Origin of the sequence: Pedococcus sp. 2YAF34 (genome assembly GCF_052114585.1) — a bacterium.
Classification (GTDB): Bacteria; Actinomycetota; Actinomycetes; order Actinomycetales; family Dermatophilaceae; genus Pedococcus.
Genome location: NZ_JBFRFA010000005.1, coordinates 21094 through 36639, shown reverse-complemented (window position 1 = coordinate 36639; position 15546 = coordinate 21094). Strand labels below are relative to the sequence as shown.

Genomic DNA, 15546 nt, shown 5'->3' with positions numbered 1-15546 from the left:
GGGTCCGGTTGTGGCTGACTCCACGGCGGCAGGGACCGCGCGACAGGCGACCCCCCGGGAGGGGCGGCTCGCAGCCCACGAGCAGGCGGTGGCCAGGCTGGCCGCCAGCTACCGCGCCATACCCGCGCACGCCCCGGTGCGGCTGGCGAAGAAGACCTCCAACCTCTTCCGGGCCCGCGCGAAGACCGACGCCCCCGGGCTGGACGTCTCGGGGCTGACCGGCGTCATCGACGTCGACCCCGACGCGCGCACCGCCGACGTCCAGGGCATGTGCACCTACGAGGACCTCGTCGACGCCACACTGCCGCACGGCCTGGCGCCGCTGGTCGTCCCGCAGCTGAAGACGATCACCCTCGGCGGCGCCGTCACCGGGCTCGGCATCGAGTCGACGTCGTTCCGCAACGGCCTTCCCCACGAGTCCGTCCTCGAGATGGACATCCTCACCGGCTCCGGCGAGATCGTCACGGCCCGGCCGGAGGGCGAGCACACCGACCTGTTCCACGGCTTCCCCAACTCCTACGGCACCCTCGGCTACGCCACCCGGCTGCGCATCGCGCTGGAGGAGGTCGATCCCGCAGTCGCGTTGCGGCACCTGCGCTTCCACGACCTCGACGAGCTCGTGGCCACGATGGGCGTTATCGCCGAGACGTCGCAGCACGACGGCACGCCGGTGGACTACCTCGACGGCGTGGTCTTCTCGGCGACCGAGGCCTACCTCACCCTCGGCACCAAGTCGCCGCTGACCGGTCCGACCAGCGACTACACCGGCATGGACGTCTACTACCGGTCACTGCAACACGACGGGCCCTCGCCGCGCACCGACCTCCTCGCCACCCACGACTACCTCTGGCGCTGGGACACCGACTGGTTCTGGTGCAGCCGCGCCTTCGGGGCCCAGAACCCCTGGGTCCGTCGCTTCTGGCCGCGCCGCTACCGGCGAAGTGCCTTCTACTGGAAGCTGATCGCGCTCGACCACCGTTTCGACGTCGCCGACCGGCTCGAGGCCCGCAAGGGGCGACCGCCGCGCGAGCGCGTGGTCCAGGACATCGAGGTGCCGCTCGGGCGCACCGCCGAGTTCCTGCACTGGTTCCTGCGCGAGGTGCCCATCGAGCCGATCTGGCTGTGCCCCGTGCGCAGCCACGACCGGTGGCCCCTCTACCCGCTGCGACCGGGGGAGACCTACGTCAACGTGGGCTTCTGGTCCAGCGTCCCCCGCGACCCGGCCGACCCGGGCGCGACCAACCGGCTCGTCGAGGCAGAGGTCACCCGGCTCGACGGCCACAAGTCCCTCTACTCCGACGCGTACTACAGCGAGGACGAGTTCTGGCGGCTCTACGGCGGCGACACCTGCGCCGACCTCAAGCGCCGCTACGACCCCGGTTCCCGACTGCTCGATCTCTACTCCAAGGCGGTGCGACGCAAATGACGATCCTCAAGAGCAACCATCCCGACGCCGGCACCAGGTTGTCGATGGCCGAGATCCTCGACGCCGTGACCAGGGGCGAGGTGCCCCTGCGCTTCAGCGCGTACGACGGCTCCCGCACAGGTCCCGACGACGCCGAGTTCGGCCTGCACCTGCGCACCCCGCGCGGGGCCAGCTACCTCGCGACCGCTCCCGGCGACCTCGGTATGGCGCGCGCCTACGTCGCGGGCGACCTCGAGCTGGTCGGTGTGCACCCCGGCGACCCGTACCCGCTGCTCGCGGCGCTGGGCGAGGTGCACTTCCAGGTCCCGTCCGCGAAGACCGCTGCCACCATTGCCCGTTCGCTCGGCATCGAGCTGCTCAAGCCGCCGCCGCCCCCGCCGCAGGAGACGCTCCCGCGCTGGCGCCGGGTGGCCGAGGGACTGCGCCACACGCGCACCCGCGACGCCGAGGCCATCCACCACCACTACGACGTCTCCAACGCCTTCTACGAGAAGGTGCTGGGTCCGTCGATGACCTACACGTGTGCGGCCTACCCGACGGAGTCGGCGACGCTGGAGGAGGCGCAGGAGTACAAGTACCGCCTGGTCTTCGACAAGCTGCGGCTCAAGGAGGGCGACCGGCTGCTCGACATCGGCTGCGGCTGGGGTGGCATGGTCCGCTACGCCGCCCGCCGGGGCGTCCACGTCATCGGCGCGACGCTGTCGGCGGAGCAGGCGTCCTGGGCGCGCGACGCCATCGAGCGCGAGGGACTGTCGCACCTCGCGGAGGTCCGGCACTCGGACTACCGCGACATCACCGAGACCGGGTTCGACGCGGTGTCCTCGATCGGGCTCACCGAGCACATCGGCGTCCGCAACTACCCGTCGTACTTCCGGTTCATCGAGTCCAAGTTGCGTGAGGGGGGCCTGCTGCTCAACCACTGCATCACCCGGCCCGACAACAAGCGCACCTCGACCGGCGCCTTCATCGACCGCTACGTCTTCCCCGACGGCGAGCTGACCGGGTCGGGCACGATCATCAGCGCCATCCAGGACATCGGCATGGAGGTGCGCCACGAGGAGAACCTGCGCGAGCACTACGCCCGCACGCTCTCCGGCTGGTGCGACAACCTGCGCGACAACTGGGACGCGTGCGTCGCCGAGGTCGGCGAGGCCACAGCGCGGGTGTGGGGCCTCTACATGGCCGGGTCGCAGCTCGGGTTCGAGCGCAACGTCGTGCAGCTGCACCAGGTGCTGGCCGTCAAGCTCGGCGACAAGGGCGCTGCCGGCCTGCCGCTGCGCCCCTGGTGGCAGGGCTGATGGACCAGCGGCTCTCGCTGGTCACCCTCGGCGTGCGCGACCTCGCGCGCGCCGAGGCGTTCTACTCGGCCCTGGGTTGGCAGCGCGGCAACGAGGACGAGGAGGTCGCGTTCTACCAGTGCGGCGGCCTGGTCGTCGCCCTGTGGGACCGGGCGTCGCTGGCCGAGGACTCGGTGGTCACCGACTCCGGGGGGTGGGGCGGGGTGACGCTCGCCCTCAACGTCGGCGGCCCGGGCGAGGTGGACGCGCTGCTCGAGGAGGCGCGCGCCGCCGGCGCCACCATCGGGCGTGCCGGTGCCGAGACGGCTTGGGGCGGCTACTCGGGCATCTTCGTCGACCCGGACGGCCACCCGTGGGAGGTCGCCCACAACCCGTTCTGGACGGTCACCGACGACGGTCGGACCTTGTTGCGCGGCTGAGGAGCTCGGGGTTTCAGGGCCGCGGTGCTCAGGGTTGCGGTGCGAGGGGACTCAGGCCACGGGCTCGAGTAGCTCGGTGCCCAGCCACTCCTGCGGGATGCCGAACGCATCGACGAGTGTCTGCGCGTGTGGGCGCAGGACGGCGCAGAGGTCGTTGACCGCCGCGGTGACCTGCTTGCTGCGGGCCGGGGTGATCCGGCCGTGCTCGAGGTACCAGCCCTTCTCGGCCTCGATCGTCGACAGCGCGTAGAGGTCGCACACGGTGCCGAGCATCGCCGCGGCCGCCTGGTCGGTGCAGGCGTCGATGGCCGCCACGAACGCCTCGAGGACGGTCCGGTCCACGTGGGCCCGGGCCGCCTCGACGACGTGGTCCTGGGCGTCGTTGAACACGGCGAAGGCGTCGGCGCCCGGCTTGCCGGCTGCCCGCAGCCGACGCGCGAGCGTCTCGAGCAGGTGCCTCTCTCGGTCCTCGAACAGGTCGAGCTGCCACCCGCGGTCGGTCGGTCCCTTCTCGCTGTCGCGCCCCGGTGCCGCCGCGATGAGCCGCTGGACGAGGCCACGTGCCGCGGTCCGCTCGATGACCACGCCGGTCAGCTGTCGCGCCCCGAACCGCACCATGCCGAGCGTGTCGAGGTTGCCGAAGGTGTCGCGGTAGTCGGTCAGCAGCCCCTTGGCGACGAGCTGCAGCAGGACGGTGTTGTCGCCCTCGAACGTCGTGAACACGTCGGTGTCGGCCTTGAGCGACGGGAGCCGGTTGACCGCAAGGTACCCCGCGCCGCCGCAGGCCTCACGGCACATCTGGATCGTCGTGGTGGCGTGAGTCGTGGCGACCGCCTTGATGCCGGCAGCGCGCGCCTCGAGCTCGCGCTGGCGGTGCTCGTCGGCGTCGTCGCCCTGGGTCTGGACGTCGTGCATCAGCGAGACCAGATCGTTCTGGGCCAGCTGCAGTGCGTAGGAGCGCGCGAGCGCCGGCAGCAGCTTGCGCTGGTGGGTGCGGTAGTCCAGCAGCACGACCTCCTCGTCGGTCCCGGGCGGCGCGAACTGGCGCCGGTGCCCGGCATACGTGACGGCCAGGGCCAGCGCGGTACGGGTGGCGGAGCCGGCCGCTCCGGCGACGCTCACCCGCCCGCGGACGAGCGTGCCGAGCATCGTGAAGAACCGACGGGTCGGGTTGTCGATGGGGGAGGTGTAGCGGCCCTGGTCGTCGAGGTCGCCGTAGCGGCCCAGCAGGTTGGTCCGCGGCACCCGGACGTGGTCGAACGACAGCCGCCCGTTGTCGACGCCCGCCAGCCCCGCCTTCGCGCCGCAGTCGCCGATCGTGACGCCCGGCATCGGGGCGCCCTCCTCGTCACGGATGGGTACGAGGACGCAGTGCACGCCATGGCTCTCCCCGCCGGTCACCAGCTGGGCGAACACCGCCGCGAGGCGCCCGTCCCTGGCCGCGCCGCCGATGTAGTCCTTGCGGCTGCGCAGGTCCGGCGTGTGCACGACCAGCTCGTCGGTCTCGGGGTCGTACGTCGCAGTCGTGCCGAGCGACTGGACGTCCGAGCCGTGCCCGGTCTCGGTCATCGCGAAGCAGCCGGGGAGCGTCGCGTCGATGATGCGCGGCAGGTACTGCGCGTGGTGGGCAGCGGTGCCGAGGTTCGCCACCGCGCCCCCGAACAGGCCCCAGTGCACACCCGCCTTGACCATGACGGAGAGGTCGGCGTGGCCGAGCATCTCGAACGCCGTGACCGACCCACCCAGGTCACCGTTCCCGCCCACCTCGGGGGCGAAGCCCCGAGCGGGGTGGCCGGTGGCGGCGATCTTCTGCACCTGCTCCGCGACGCGGGCGCGGTACTCCTCCATCGTGAGCTCCTCGCGAGGAGCGGCGAAGTCAGCGGGGGACAGGTCGGTGCGCGCCTCCTCCCGGATGTGGGCCCAGCGGCCGTCGAGGACGTGGCGCAGCTCGGTGGCGAGGTCGGTCATCGTTGCTCCTGCGGGGTCCAGGCGGACGCGAGTCCGCTCCAGGCGAGGTTGGTGAGGTGGTCGGTCAGCTCTTCCCGGGGCATCGGTCCCGGGCTGGAGAGCCACTGGTCGGCAGCGGCGCGGACCATGCCGACGAGGCCGGCGGCCCACACGGTCGCAGCGCGCGGGTCGCGGCCGGCGGCCAGCAGCGCCTCGTCCAGCACGGTGGCCAACCGTGCTGCGATGTGGCTCGTCACCGGGCCCGCCGGGTCCCCGCTCGACGGCGCGTCCAGCAGGGGAGCGGTGACGACGAAGCGGTAGGCCTCCGGGTCGCGCTCGACCAGCCGAAGGTAGGAGTCGATGGCTGCGGCGATGAGGGCCCGGGGGGAGACGTCGACGTCGGCCAGGTCCGCACCACTCGACACGCCGAGGGCCCGCTGGAGGTCCCGGAGGATGCGGGCGTCCACGCTCTCGGACACCGCGGCGTACAGCCCGGCACGGTCGGTGAAGTGGCGGTAGAAGACCGTCTTCGAGGTGCCGGCCACGGCAGCGATGTCGTCCATGCCCACGCCGGCACCGTGCTGGCGGATGGCGCGCAGCGTGGCCTCGACGAGCTCTCGTCGCCTGGTGGCCCGGTGCTCGTCCCAGCGGGTGCTGCGGCCGTCGGTGATGGTGCCCACGTCCGGGACCGTAGCAGGTACGAGGGGTACCTGCTACCGTCCGTAGCCAGTAATCGAGTCGACCCCAGGAGCATCCGTGGCCACCACCGCGCCCCGCCGCGCCGCCGTCATCGGCGGCAACCGCATCCCCTTCGCCCGCGCCAACGGCGCGTACGCGAAGGCCTCCAACCAGGACATGCTCACCGCGGCACTCGAGGGGCTCGTCGCCCGCCACGGCCTCGCCGGGGAGCACGTGGGGGAGGTGGCTGCCGGCGCGGTCCTCAAGCACAGCCGCGACTTCAACCTGACTCGCGAGTCGGTCCTGGGCTCCAGCCTCGCCGCCACCACCCCGGCGTACGACGTGCAGCAGGCGTGCGGCACCGGGCTGGAGGCGGCAGTCCTCGTCGCCAACAAGATCGCCCTCGGCCAGGTCGAGTCCGGCATCGCGGGGGGCACCGACACCGCGTCCGACGCCCCGATCGCCGTCCACGAGGGCCTGCGCCAGGCGCTGCTGTCGCTCAACCGGGCCAAGACCCCGGCGCAACGGCTCAAGGCGGTCTCGAGGCTGCGTCCCGGCCAGCTCGTCCCGGAGGTGCCGCGCAACGTCGAGCCGCGGACGGGCCTGTCGATGGGCGAGCACATGGCCCAGACGGCGGCGCAGTGGGGCGTCACCCGCGAGGCGCAGGACGAGCTCGCGGTCGAGAGCCACCGCAACCTCGCCGCCGCCTACGACCGCGGCTTCTTCGACGACCTGGTCACGCCCTACCTCGGACTCACCCGTGACCAGAACCTGCGCCCCGACTCCTCGGTCGACAAGCTCTCCAAGCTCAAGCCGGTCTTCGGCCGTGGGGACGACGCCACGATGACGGCTGCCAACTCCACCCCGCTCACCGACGGCGCCTCCGTGGTGCTGCTCGGCAGCGACGAGTGGGCCGCCGAGCGCGGCCTGCCGGTGCTGGCCCACGTCGTCGACGCGCAGACCGCGGCCGTCGACTACGTCACGGGTCACGAGGGCCTGCTGATGGCCCCCGCATACGCCCTGCCCCACCTGCTCGAGCGCCAGGGGATGAAGCTGCAGGACTTCGACCTGGTGGAGATCCACGAGGCGTTCGCGGCCACAGTCCTGTGCACCCTGGCCGCCTGGGAGAGCGAGTCGTTCTGCCGCGACCGCCTCGGCCTCGACGCCCCCGTGGGGGCGCTCGACCGGAGTCGCCTCAACGTCAACGGGTCCTCCCTCGCGGCTGGGCACCCCTTCGCCGCCACCGGGGGACGGATCGTTGCTTCGTTGGCAAAGGCGTTGCACGAGAAGGGATCCGGCGCGCGTGGCCTGATCTCGATCTGCGCTGCCGGTGGCCAGGGCGTCATGGCGATCCTCGAGGCCGCGTGATGGCCGGCGCCTACGCTGGTTTCGTCAACAGCGCCGTCGGCGCACGGCTCGCAGCGCAGCTCGGGCTGCCTCGCCCCGTGCGGCTGCGCCGGTACTCCGCGGACGCACCGCTCGTCGACAGCCCCGTCGTCGTGGCCGGGCTCTCGGAGGCGCCGGTGGCGGCTCGCGCGCGTGTGCTGCTCACCGGGGAGGGTGTCGAGGTCGTCGCCTCGGTGCCGGAGGGTGCCAAGGTCGGAGCCGTCGTGCTCGACCTCACGGCCGTCCGTGAGCCGGCCGACCTGTCCCTGGTGCGCGATGTCCTCGGCCCGGCGGTCAAGGCCCTCCGGCCCTCGGGTCGCGTGGTGCTCGTCGGTGCCGCCCCCGCCGAGGCGTCGACGGTTGCCCAGGCTGCGGCACGGCGGGCGCTCGAGGGCATCAGCCGGTCGGTGGGCAAGGAGCTGCGTGCCGGGGCGACGGCCAACCTCGTCCTCGTGGCCCGGGGCGCGGAGGACCATGCCGACGCCACCCTGCGGTTCCTCCTCTCTGGCCGGGCTGCCTACGTCGACGGGCAGGTGGTGCGGGTCGGGGCAGGCGCGCCCACGGAGCCCGCCGACTGGAGCCTCCCGCTGGCGGGGAAGGTCGCCGTGGTGACCGGGGCGGCGCGCGGTATCGGTGCCTCGATCGCCCAGGTGCTCGCCCGTGACGGTGCCCGCGTGGTCTGCGTGGACATCCCGGCAGCCGGTGAGGCGTTGGCGCGCACGGCCAACCGCGTCGGTGGCACCGCGCTGCAGGTCGACGTCACGGCGCCGGACGCCGGGCAGCGGATCCTCGACCACGCCACCACCCGCCACGGCGGGCTCGACATCGTCGTCCACAACGCCGGCATCACTCGCGACAAGCTCCTCGCCAACATGGACGAGTCGCGCTGGGCCTCGGTGCTCGACGTCAACCTCGGGTCGATCCTGCGCATGAACGAGGTGCTCCTGGCCGACGGTGGGCTCCGCGACGGCGGCCACGTCGTCCTCGTCTCCTCGATCGCGGGCATCGCCGGCAACCGGGGCCAGACCAACTACGCAGCGTCCAAGGCGGGCGTCATCGGGCTCGTCGACGCCCTGTCGACCGATGAAGACCTGCGCCGACGCCGCATCACGGTCAACGCGGTGGCACCGGGGTTCATCGAGACGGAGATGACGGCCAAGGTGCCGTTCGCGACCCGGGAGGTGGGTCGCCTGCTCAACTCGCTGAGCCAGGGTGGGCTGCCCGTGGACGTCGCGGAGACCATCGCGTGGTTCAGCCAGGACGCCAACGCCGGAGTGACCGGCAACGTCGTCCGGGTCTGCGGCCAGAGCCTGCTGGGGGCCTGAGGTGGAGCTGCGCGAGGTCGCGTCCGCGCCCTCCCTCGGACCGCTGTTCGCCCGAGCCGCGTTGTCGCAGAAGGGTCGTGGTGGCCAGCTACCCTCCCACGGCCTGCGGCTGGCCGGTCTCGAGGTCGACCGTGGGCGGCTGCTGGACTACCAGCACCTGTGCCGGTTCACCGGGGGAGACGTCCTGCCGCACACCTACCCGCACGTCCTCGGGTTCCCGCTGCAGGTCGCGCTCATGGCCGACCGCGGCTTCCCCCTGGCGCTGCCGGGGCTCGTGCACCTCGAGAACCACATCACCGTCCACCGACGGCTGACCACTGCCGACCGGCTCGACATCGTCGTGCACGCCGCCGACCTCCGCCCGCACCCCAAGGGCACGCTCGTCGACCTGCTGACGGAGGTCGAGGTGGCTGGCGAGCGGGTGTGGGAGGGCCGCAGCACCTACCTGCGCCGCGGCCGCAGTGCGGCGGACGAGCAGGGTGCGGCTCCAGCCGGGGGCGCCGGCGCTCCGGACATGCCCGGGGGGCCGCCAGCAGGCCTCCTGCGGGTGCCGGAGGACCTGGGGCGCCGGTATGCAGCCGTGTCCGGGGACGTCAACCCGATCCACCTGCACGCCCTGACCGCCAGGACGATGGGCTTCCCCCGCGCCATCGCCCACGGCATGTGGACCGCATCGCGGACCCTGGCGGCGCTCGGTCCGCGCGCCGACGGGCCGTCCTCGTCGTCGGTGTGGTTCCGCAAACCCGTGCTGCTGCCCTCGACGGTCGAGCTCCTGGTCGACGACTCGCCCCACCGGGTGGTCGCGGGCCTGGTGTCCGGGCGGGACGAGCGGCGCGAGCACCTCGTCCTCGAGCTACATACCTAAGTCGCTCGTGAGCGCCTCCGCAGCGGCTTTTTGCCGCCGCGGAGGCGCTCACCTATCGTCGGCGGGATGCAGTCCTCCGCCGAACACCCGCCGCAGTCCTGGCCGGCACGGGTCCTGGACGAGGTGAGCGGGTGGGTCCGCACGGCGGGTCATGCGTTCCGCCACGCGGGTCCCCAGCGCGACGCAGCCCTGCTCATGGGCAAGGCCGCGCTGGCAACGGTGCTCGCCTGGCAGTTCGCCGTCCGCGTCCTCGACAGCCCCAACCCCTTCTACGCCCCGATGGCCGCCCTCCTCGTCGTCGACCGCACGATGGTCCGCTCGATCGGCGCCAGCGCCCAGCGCGTCGTGGCCGTCATCGTGGGGATGAGTGCCGCGTGGCTGGTCGGGTCGGTGGTCGGCGTGCACTGGTGGTCGATGCTGCCGGTGCTCTACCTCGCCCTGCTCATCGCACGCTGGCGCCGACTCGGTGACCACGGCATCCAGGTGCCGACCATGGTGCTGCTGTCGCTGCTCACGGTCGGCGGCACCGACATGGAGTTCACCTACCTCACCATCGTCGAGACCCTCGCCGGCGGCGTCATCGGGGTGCTGACCAACGCGGTCGTCCTCGCGCCCCTGCACGTGCAGCAGCCCCGCGAGCAGATCAAGACCCTGACGGCGCGGGTGTGCAAGCTGCTCAACGACATCGCGGCCGGGCTGCGCGAGGGCTGGGACGGTGACGACGCGCGGGAGTGGTATGACACGAGCACCGAGCTGATCCACCTCGCACCCGACATCCAGGCCGAGATCGAGACCGGCCGGGAGAGCCTGCGGTTCAACCCCAGGGACAACCTCCGCGGGCTCCAGATCGACTGGACGGGATACGCCCAGGCCGTCGAGGCCGTCCGCCGCACCCAGTGGCAGGTCTCGGGCATCGCCCGCACCCTGGTCGACGCCGCCGACGAGGACGAGAGCCAGCCCTCGCCGACGCAGCAGTTCCTCGAGCGCTACGCCGAGGTCCTCGACAAGGTCGCCGGGGCCATCTCGCACTTCGGCCGCTCCGAGGACGTCGAACGCGAGGCCGTGTCCGACTACCTCGGCTCGGCCAGCGAGATCATCGATGACCTGGGTGCCCAGGTGCGTGAGGCCGAGCTCGAGGACCCCCGCGCGTGGCCGGCCTACGGCTCGCTGCTGCTCGACGCCCAGCGCCTCGTCCGCGAGCTCCAGGTGCACGGCCAGCGGGCCGTCGTGCCCACCGACAGCGGACCGATCCGCAAGCCCGGGCGCAGGATCGTCGGCATACGCTGATCCGCACTGCCGCCCGTGGTGACGGGCGATGAGTTCTGCTCCCGGTCCGGGTCAGAGCCTTCACACACACCCACACCTGCCGGAGGCCGCCGTGCGCAAGATCGTGCTCTACACCCTGATGTCCCTCGACGGGGCGGTGGACGACCCTGACCGGTTCTTCATCCAGCCCGGGGAGCGCACAGCGGTGCCCGAGTTCGACGACGCCATGGTGGAGAACGAGGAACGGGTCATCGCGGCGCAGGACACGGTGCTGCTCGGTCGGGGCATGTACGACCAGTGGGCGCGGTTCTGGCCGACCGCCGACGACCAGCCCTTTACCCGCTTCATCAACAGTGTCCAGAAGTACGTCATCACCTCCTCGCCCCTGTCGACCGCGTGGCACAACGCGGAGGCGGTCCACGAGCCCGTGGTGCAGTTCGTCCAGGGACTCAAGGCCCGACCCGGCGGCGACATCGGCATCCATGGGAGCATCGAGCTGGCCCAGTCGCTCCTGGCGGCCGGGCTCATCGACGAGCTGCAGCTGGTGGTGGGGCCGACCGTCGGGTTCTCTGGGCGCCGGCTGTTCCCCGGTGACGACCAGGTCCGCCGCCTCGACCTCGTCCGAGCGCGACCGACCCCCAGCGGATCCGTCCTGCTGACCTACTCCGTCGGTCGGGAAGGCGCCTGAGCTCCTGAGCGGGCGATGGGTCACGCGCCGTTCCTCGTCAACGGCTGTCAGGGCGATGAGTTCTGCCAGGTGGCAGGGTCTACACAACGTACGCATTCCGCACTGACCTCGGAGGCATCGGTGAAGCTCCTTCTCACCTCTGGCGGCATCACGAACCAGAGCATCCGCGACGCCCTCGTGGACCTGTTGGGCAAGGAGATCGCCGACTCGACAGCACTCTGCATCCCCACGGCGCAGTGGGGACACCCGATGTGCGGCCCGACCTCGGTGCGCGGCTTCGTCAGCGGCCTGCCGCCGTGGGGTGGGATGAGCAGCCTCGGCTGGGCCTCACTGGGCGTCCTCGAGCTCACCGCGCTGCCCAGCATCGGGGAGGAACGCTGGGTCCCGTGGGTGGTGGACGCCGACGTGCTGCTGGTGGACGGCGGTGACGCGACCTACCTGTACCACTGGATTCGGCAGTCGGGGCTGGAGGCCTTGCTGCCGTCCCTCACCGACACCGTCTGGGTGGGGGTGAGCGCGGGCAGCATGGTCACGACGCCGCGGATCGGTGACTACTTCGTGGAGTGGCCCTCCGCGCCTGACGACCGCACGCTGGGGCTCGTCGACTTCTCGATCTTCCCCCACCTCGACCTCTTCCCGGGCAACTCCATGGAGCATGCGGAGAAGTGGGCCGCTGACATCGCTGGCCCGGCCTACGTCCTGGACGAGGAGTCGGCCGTCATGGTGGTCGACGGCGCCGTGGAGGTGGTGTCGGAGGGCCGGTGGCGGCGCTTCCCCTCCTGAGGTGCGCCGGAGCGTGCGTCGGGGCCGTTCAATCGGTGCGAGTGCCAGTGGCCGGGAGGCGCTTGCCGTAGCAGCGTGAGAGGTCGGAGTCGGCGTAGTGGCCGAAGTCGATCGTCCGGGCGTAGCCGCTGGAGGTGTAGAGCGCGATGGCGTCCTGCTGCACGACACCGGTCTCCAGGACGATCATCGTGACGCCGGCGGCCGCCGCGGTCGCCTCGAGCTCGGCGAGCACCAGCCGTGAGATGCCCAGGCGGCGGGCCCGCGGGGTGACATACATGCGCTTGACCTCGGCGGTTGTCGCGTCGAACCGCGCGTCGAGGTCGGGGCGCAGCCGCCACCCGCCGGTGGCCACCGGGCCGTCGTCGTCGCGCGCCAGCACGAAGTGACCGGCCGGCGGGGTGAACTCGTCGTGGTCGATGGGGGAGTCGTCCGGTCCGCCGTAGATCGTGACGTAGTAGGCCTGCACCTCCGCGACCAGCTGCTGCACGTCGGGGTCGTCGAAGCGGCTGGCCATGAGCCGCACCGGACGGTTCGTCACTGCGCGGTGCGCCGCCGCGGCGCTGTCGTGGTCGGTCACGTCCGGTCTCAGTCGTGCAGGGCAGCCGCAGCTTCGGCCACGGGCACCGACCCGCTCACGACCTCGAGCTGGGCAAGGAGGCCGGCGCCGGAGCTCAGCAGCTCTGCGAGCAGCGCTGCGACGTCGGCCCGGGGCACCTCGCCGCGCCCGACGGACTTGCCCACCTGCACGCGTCCGGTGCCGGGGTCGTCGGTGAGCCGACCCGGACGCACGATGGTCCAGGCGAGGTCGGTGCGGGCCCGCAGGTCGGCGTCCGCGGCACCCTTGGCCCGCAGGTAGACCTGGAACACGTCGTCGGAGTCGGGGTCTGCGGAGTCGGCGCCCATCGACGAGACCATGACGTAGCGCTCGACCCCTGCTGCGACGGCCGCGTCGGCAAGCAGTACGGCCGCACCACGGTCAACGGTCTCCTTGCGCGCCGCGCCGCTGTCCGGACCTGCCCCTGCGGCGAACACGACGGCATCCGCGCCTGCGATCGCGGCCGAGAGCGCCCCGACGGTGGTGTGCTCGAGGTCCACGACCGCGGCACGCGCACCCTGCTTCTCCACATCCGGGACGTGGTCGGGGTTGCGCACCAGCGCGACGGCCTCGTGGCCGCGCCCGGTGAGCTCCTTCTCGAGCAGCAGGGCGATCTGTCCGTGTCCTCCGGCGATGGCGACGATCATGGTCCCTGTCTACAACCTCGCCGCCGGGACCGCGCGGCCGGGCGCCGCCGGACGTGCCGAGGGGGCTGCGTATCTCGCGCGCGGGCGCCGAGCGGCGGCCGATAGCATCGGAGGGCTGCGTACGGGTCCCGTGTGCGGCACCCCGACGGGGCCGGTCACCGGTCCCACCCCCTGAACCGAGGAGAGCGCACCGTGTCTGCCCAGATCACCGTCACCATCGCCGGGAGCGAGCGACAGGTGCCGGAGCAGACGACTGCCGCCGACCTGTTCGAGGGTGACCGCGCGGTCCTGGTCGCCCGAGTCAACGGCGAGCTGCGCGACCTCGCCCACGTCGTGGCCGACGGCGACGTCGTCGAGCCGGTGACCGCCCAGGAGCAGGACGGCCTCGACGTGCTGCGGCACAGCGCCGCCCACGTCCTCGCGCAGGCGGTCCAGGAGCTCAACCCCAAGGCGCGCCTCGGGATCGGCCCGCCCATCCGTGACGGCTTCTACTACGACTTCGACACCGAAGAGCCGTTCCAGCCCGAGGACCTCAAGGCCCTCGAGAAGACCATGCAGCGCATCGTCAACGAGGGCCAGACCTTCGTGCGCCGCGAGATCAGCGACGCCGACGCCCTCGCCGAGCTCGCCGACGAGCCCTACAAGTGCGAGCTGATCGGGCTCAAGGGCGGCTCCGCGGGCGACGCGGCCGAGGGCGCCGACGTCGAGGTGGGTGGCGCGCAGCTGACCATCTACGACAACGTCAAGCGCGACGGCAGCCGGGCCTGGGGTGACCTGTGCCGCGGACCGCACGTGCCCACCACCAAGGTGCTCGGCAACGCCTTCAAGCTCATGCGCAGCGCCGCCGCCTACTGGCGCGGGTCGGAGAAGAACCCCCAGCTGCAGCGCGTCTACGGCACCGCCTGGGCGACCAAGGACGACCTCAAGGCCTACCTCGACCGCCTGGCCGAGGCCGAGAAGCGCGACCACCGCAAGATCGGCGCCGAGCAGGACCTCTTCAGCTTCCCCGACGAGCTCGGCTCCGGCCTGCCCGTGTTCCACCCCAAGGGCGGCGTCATCAAGCGTGAGATGGAGGACTACGTCCGCCGTCGGCACATCGAGGAGGGCTTCCAGTACGTCGGGACCCCCCACATCAGCAAGGACGGGCTGTTCCACACCTCGGGGCACCTGCCTTACTACGCGGACACCATGTTCCCGGCCATGGAGTTCGAGGGCACCGAGTACCGCCTCAAGGCGATGAACTGCCCCATGCACAACCTCATCTTCCGCTCCCGCGGCCGCTCCTACCGCGAGCTGCCGTTGCGGCTGTTCGAGTTCGGCTCGGTCTACCGGTTCGAGAAGTCGGGTGTGGTGCACGGCCTGACCCGCGTGCGGGGCATGACGCAGGACGACTCGCACTCCTACGTCACCGCCGAGCAGGCGCCGGGCGAGATCAAGCACCTGCTGGACTTCGTGCTGTCGCTGCTGCGCGACTTCGGGATGGACGACTACTACCTCGAGCTGTCGACCCGCGAGACCGAGGGCGACAAGAAGGACAAGTTCATCGGCTCCGACGAGCAGTGGGAGCACGCCACCGAGGTGCTGCGCGACGTCGCGACCGGGTCGGGCCTCGAGCTGGTCATGGACCCGGGCGGCGCGGCCTACTACGGCCCGAAGATCTCCGTCCAGGCCCGTGACGCGATCGGCCGCACCTGGCAGATGTCGACCATCCAGTACGACTTCAACCAGCCCGAGCGGTTCGGGCTGGAGTACCAGGCTGCCGACGGCTCCCGCCAGCAGCCGGTGATGATCCACTCGGCCAAGTTCGGCTCCATCGAGCGGTTCCTCGGCGTGCTCGTCGAGCACTACGCCGGTGCGTTCCCGCCCTGGCTCTCCCCGGTGCAGGTCCTCATGGTGCCGGTCGCGGAGGAGTACTCCGACTACCTGCACGACGTGGCGGACCAGCTGCGGCGCAAGGGGATCCGCGTCGAGATCGACGACAGCGACGACCGGTTCCCCAAGAAGATCCGCAACGCCAGCAAGTCGCGCGTCCCCTTCACGCTCATCGCCGGCGAGGAGGACCGCTCCGCCGGTGCAGTCTCGTTCCGCTACCGCAGCGGCGAGCAGAAGAACGGTGTCCCGGTGGCGGACGCGATCGCCGAGGTCGTGGCCGCAGTGGAGTCCCGCACCCAGGTCTGAGCGCGGTCTGGGGTCGGTGCCACCAACTCCCGCCCCGACTCAGTG

General features: G+C 71.7%; 14 protein-coding genes. 10 read left to right on the top strand and 4 right to left on the bottom strand.

Translation table 11 applies throughout. From position 1 onward, the window contains the following. Positions 1-10: 10 nt before the first annotated feature. Genes AB4Z02_RS04415 through AB4Z02_RS04405 form a run of 3 tightly spaced genes read left to right on the top strand, consistent with a single transcriptional unit; the run spans position 11 to position 3143 of the window. Positions 11-1426, top strand: a complete 1416-nt coding sequence (locus AB4Z02_RS04415; protein WP_441969604.1) for an FAD-binding oxidoreductase — start codon at positions 11-13, stop codon at positions 1424-1426. Further along, positions 1423-2724: a class I SAM-dependent methyltransferase gene (locus tag AB4Z02_RS04410; protein ID WP_441969602.1), complete on the top strand. Its 1302-nt coding sequence runs from the start codon at positions 1423-1425 to the stop codon at positions 2722-2724. Before AB4Z02_RS04415 ends, AB4Z02_RS04410 begins: the two co-directional genes overlap by 4 nt. Continuing rightward, positions 2724-3143, top strand: coding sequence for a VOC family protein (locus tag AB4Z02_RS04405; RefSeq protein WP_056885041.1), 420 nt, complete (start codon positions 2724-2726; stop codon positions 3141-3143). Before AB4Z02_RS04410 ends, AB4Z02_RS04405 begins: the two co-directional genes overlap by 1 nt. Before the next feature lie 51 nt (positions 3144-3194). Here the strand turns inward: AB4Z02_RS04405 and AB4Z02_RS04400 are convergent, their stop codons facing one another. Further along, positions 3195-5111, bottom strand: coding sequence for an acyl-CoA dehydrogenase family protein (locus tag AB4Z02_RS04400; RefSeq protein ID WP_441969599.1), 1917 nt, complete (start codon positions 5109-5111; stop codon positions 3195-3197). Continuing rightward, positions 5108-5770, bottom strand: coding sequence for a TetR/AcrR family transcriptional regulator (locus tag AB4Z02_RS04395; RefSeq protein ID WP_441969597.1), 663 nt, complete (start codon positions 5768-5770; stop codon positions 5108-5110). Before AB4Z02_RS04395 ends, AB4Z02_RS04400 begins: the two co-directional genes overlap by 4 nt. Positions 5771-5846: 76 nt before the next feature. On the opposite strand from AB4Z02_RS04395, the gene AB4Z02_RS04390 reads away from it, so the two are divergent. From AB4Z02_RS04390 to AB4Z02_RS04365, 6 genes are all read left to right on the top strand, one after another. After that, complete coding sequence (locus AB4Z02_RS04390) at positions 5847-7136, top strand: acetyl-CoA C-acetyltransferase (RefSeq protein WP_441969595.1); 1290 nt, start codon at positions 5847-5849, stop codon at positions 7134-7136. Next, complete coding sequence (locus AB4Z02_RS04385) at positions 7136-8479, top strand: 3-oxoacyl-ACP reductase (RefSeq protein ID WP_441969593.1); 1344 nt, start codon at positions 7136-7138, stop codon at positions 8477-8479. Before AB4Z02_RS04390 ends, AB4Z02_RS04385 begins: the two co-directional genes overlap by 1 nt. Position 8480: 1 nt before the next feature. After that, positions 8481-9344 carry a MaoC/PaaZ C-terminal domain-containing protein gene (locus AB4Z02_RS04380; RefSeq protein WP_441969591.1) on the top strand — a complete coding sequence of 288 codons (864 nt, stop codon included), beginning with the start codon at positions 8481-8483 and terminating at the stop codon, positions 9342-9344. A gap of 66 nt (positions 9345-9410) precedes the next feature. Further along, positions 9411-10631 carry an FUSC family protein gene (locus AB4Z02_RS04375; RefSeq protein ID WP_441969590.1) on the top strand — a complete coding sequence of 407 codons (1221 nt, stop codon included), beginning with the start codon at positions 9411-9413 and terminating at the stop codon, positions 10629-10631. 91 nt (positions 10632-10722) lie between these two features. Next, positions 10723-11298, top strand: coding sequence for a dihydrofolate reductase family protein (locus AB4Z02_RS04370; RefSeq protein WP_441969588.1), 576 nt, complete (start codon positions 10723-10725; stop codon positions 11296-11298). A gap of 120 nt (positions 11299-11418) precedes the next feature. Further along, a complete protein-coding gene (locus AB4Z02_RS04365) occupies positions 11419-12081 on the top strand; it encodes a Type 1 glutamine amidotransferase-like domain-containing protein (protein ID WP_441969586.1) in 663 nt (220 codons plus the stop codon). A gap of 28 nt (positions 12082-12109) precedes the next feature. Here AB4Z02_RS04365 and AB4Z02_RS04360 read toward each other — a convergent pair whose 3' ends face one another. Both AB4Z02_RS04360 and AB4Z02_RS04355 read right to left on the bottom strand, forming a co-directional pair. Next, positions 12110-12658: a GNAT family N-acetyltransferase gene (locus AB4Z02_RS04360; protein WP_441969584.1), complete on the bottom strand. Its 549-nt coding sequence runs from the start codon at positions 12656-12658 to the stop codon at positions 12110-12112. Between the two features lie 8 nt (positions 12659-12666). Next, positions 12667-13323 carry an NAD(P)-binding oxidoreductase gene (locus AB4Z02_RS04355; RefSeq protein WP_441969582.1) on the bottom strand — a complete coding sequence of 219 codons (657 nt, stop codon included), beginning with the start codon at positions 13321-13323 and terminating at the stop codon, positions 12667-12669. 192 nt (positions 13324-13515) lie between these two features. Here AB4Z02_RS04355 and thrS point away from each other — a divergent pair, with 192 nt between their 5' ends. Then, entirely contained in the window at positions 13516-15501 is a 1986-nt protein-coding gene (thrS, locus tag AB4Z02_RS04350) for a threonine--tRNA ligase (protein ID WP_056885050.1), read from the top strand. Positions 15502-15546: the final 45 nt, after the last annotated feature.

Coding starts and splice junctions, on each gene's coding strand:
- AB4Z02_RS04405 (WP_056885041.1), top strand. CDS start 2,724: ATGGACCAGCGGCTCTCGCTGGTCACCCTCGGCGTGCGCGACCTCGCG.
- AB4Z02_RS04410 (WP_441969602.1), top strand. CDS start 1,423: ATGACGATCCTCAAGAGCAACCATCCCGACGCCGGCACCAGGTTGTCG.
- AB4Z02_RS04385 (WP_441969593.1), top strand. CDS start 7,136: ATGGCCGGCGCCTACGCTGGTTTCGTCAACAGCGCCGTCGGCGCACGG.
- AB4Z02_RS04375 (WP_441969590.1), top strand. CDS start 9,411: ATGCAGTCCTCCGCCGAACACCCGCCGCAGTCCTGGCCGGCACGGGTC.
- AB4Z02_RS04400 (WP_441969599.1), bottom strand. CDS start 5,111: ATGACCGACCTCGCCACCGAGCTGCGCCACGTCCTCGACGGCCGCTGG.
- AB4Z02_RS04355 (WP_441969582.1), bottom strand. CDS start 13,323: ATGATCGTCGCCATCGCCGGAGGACACGGACAGATCGCCCTGCTGCTC.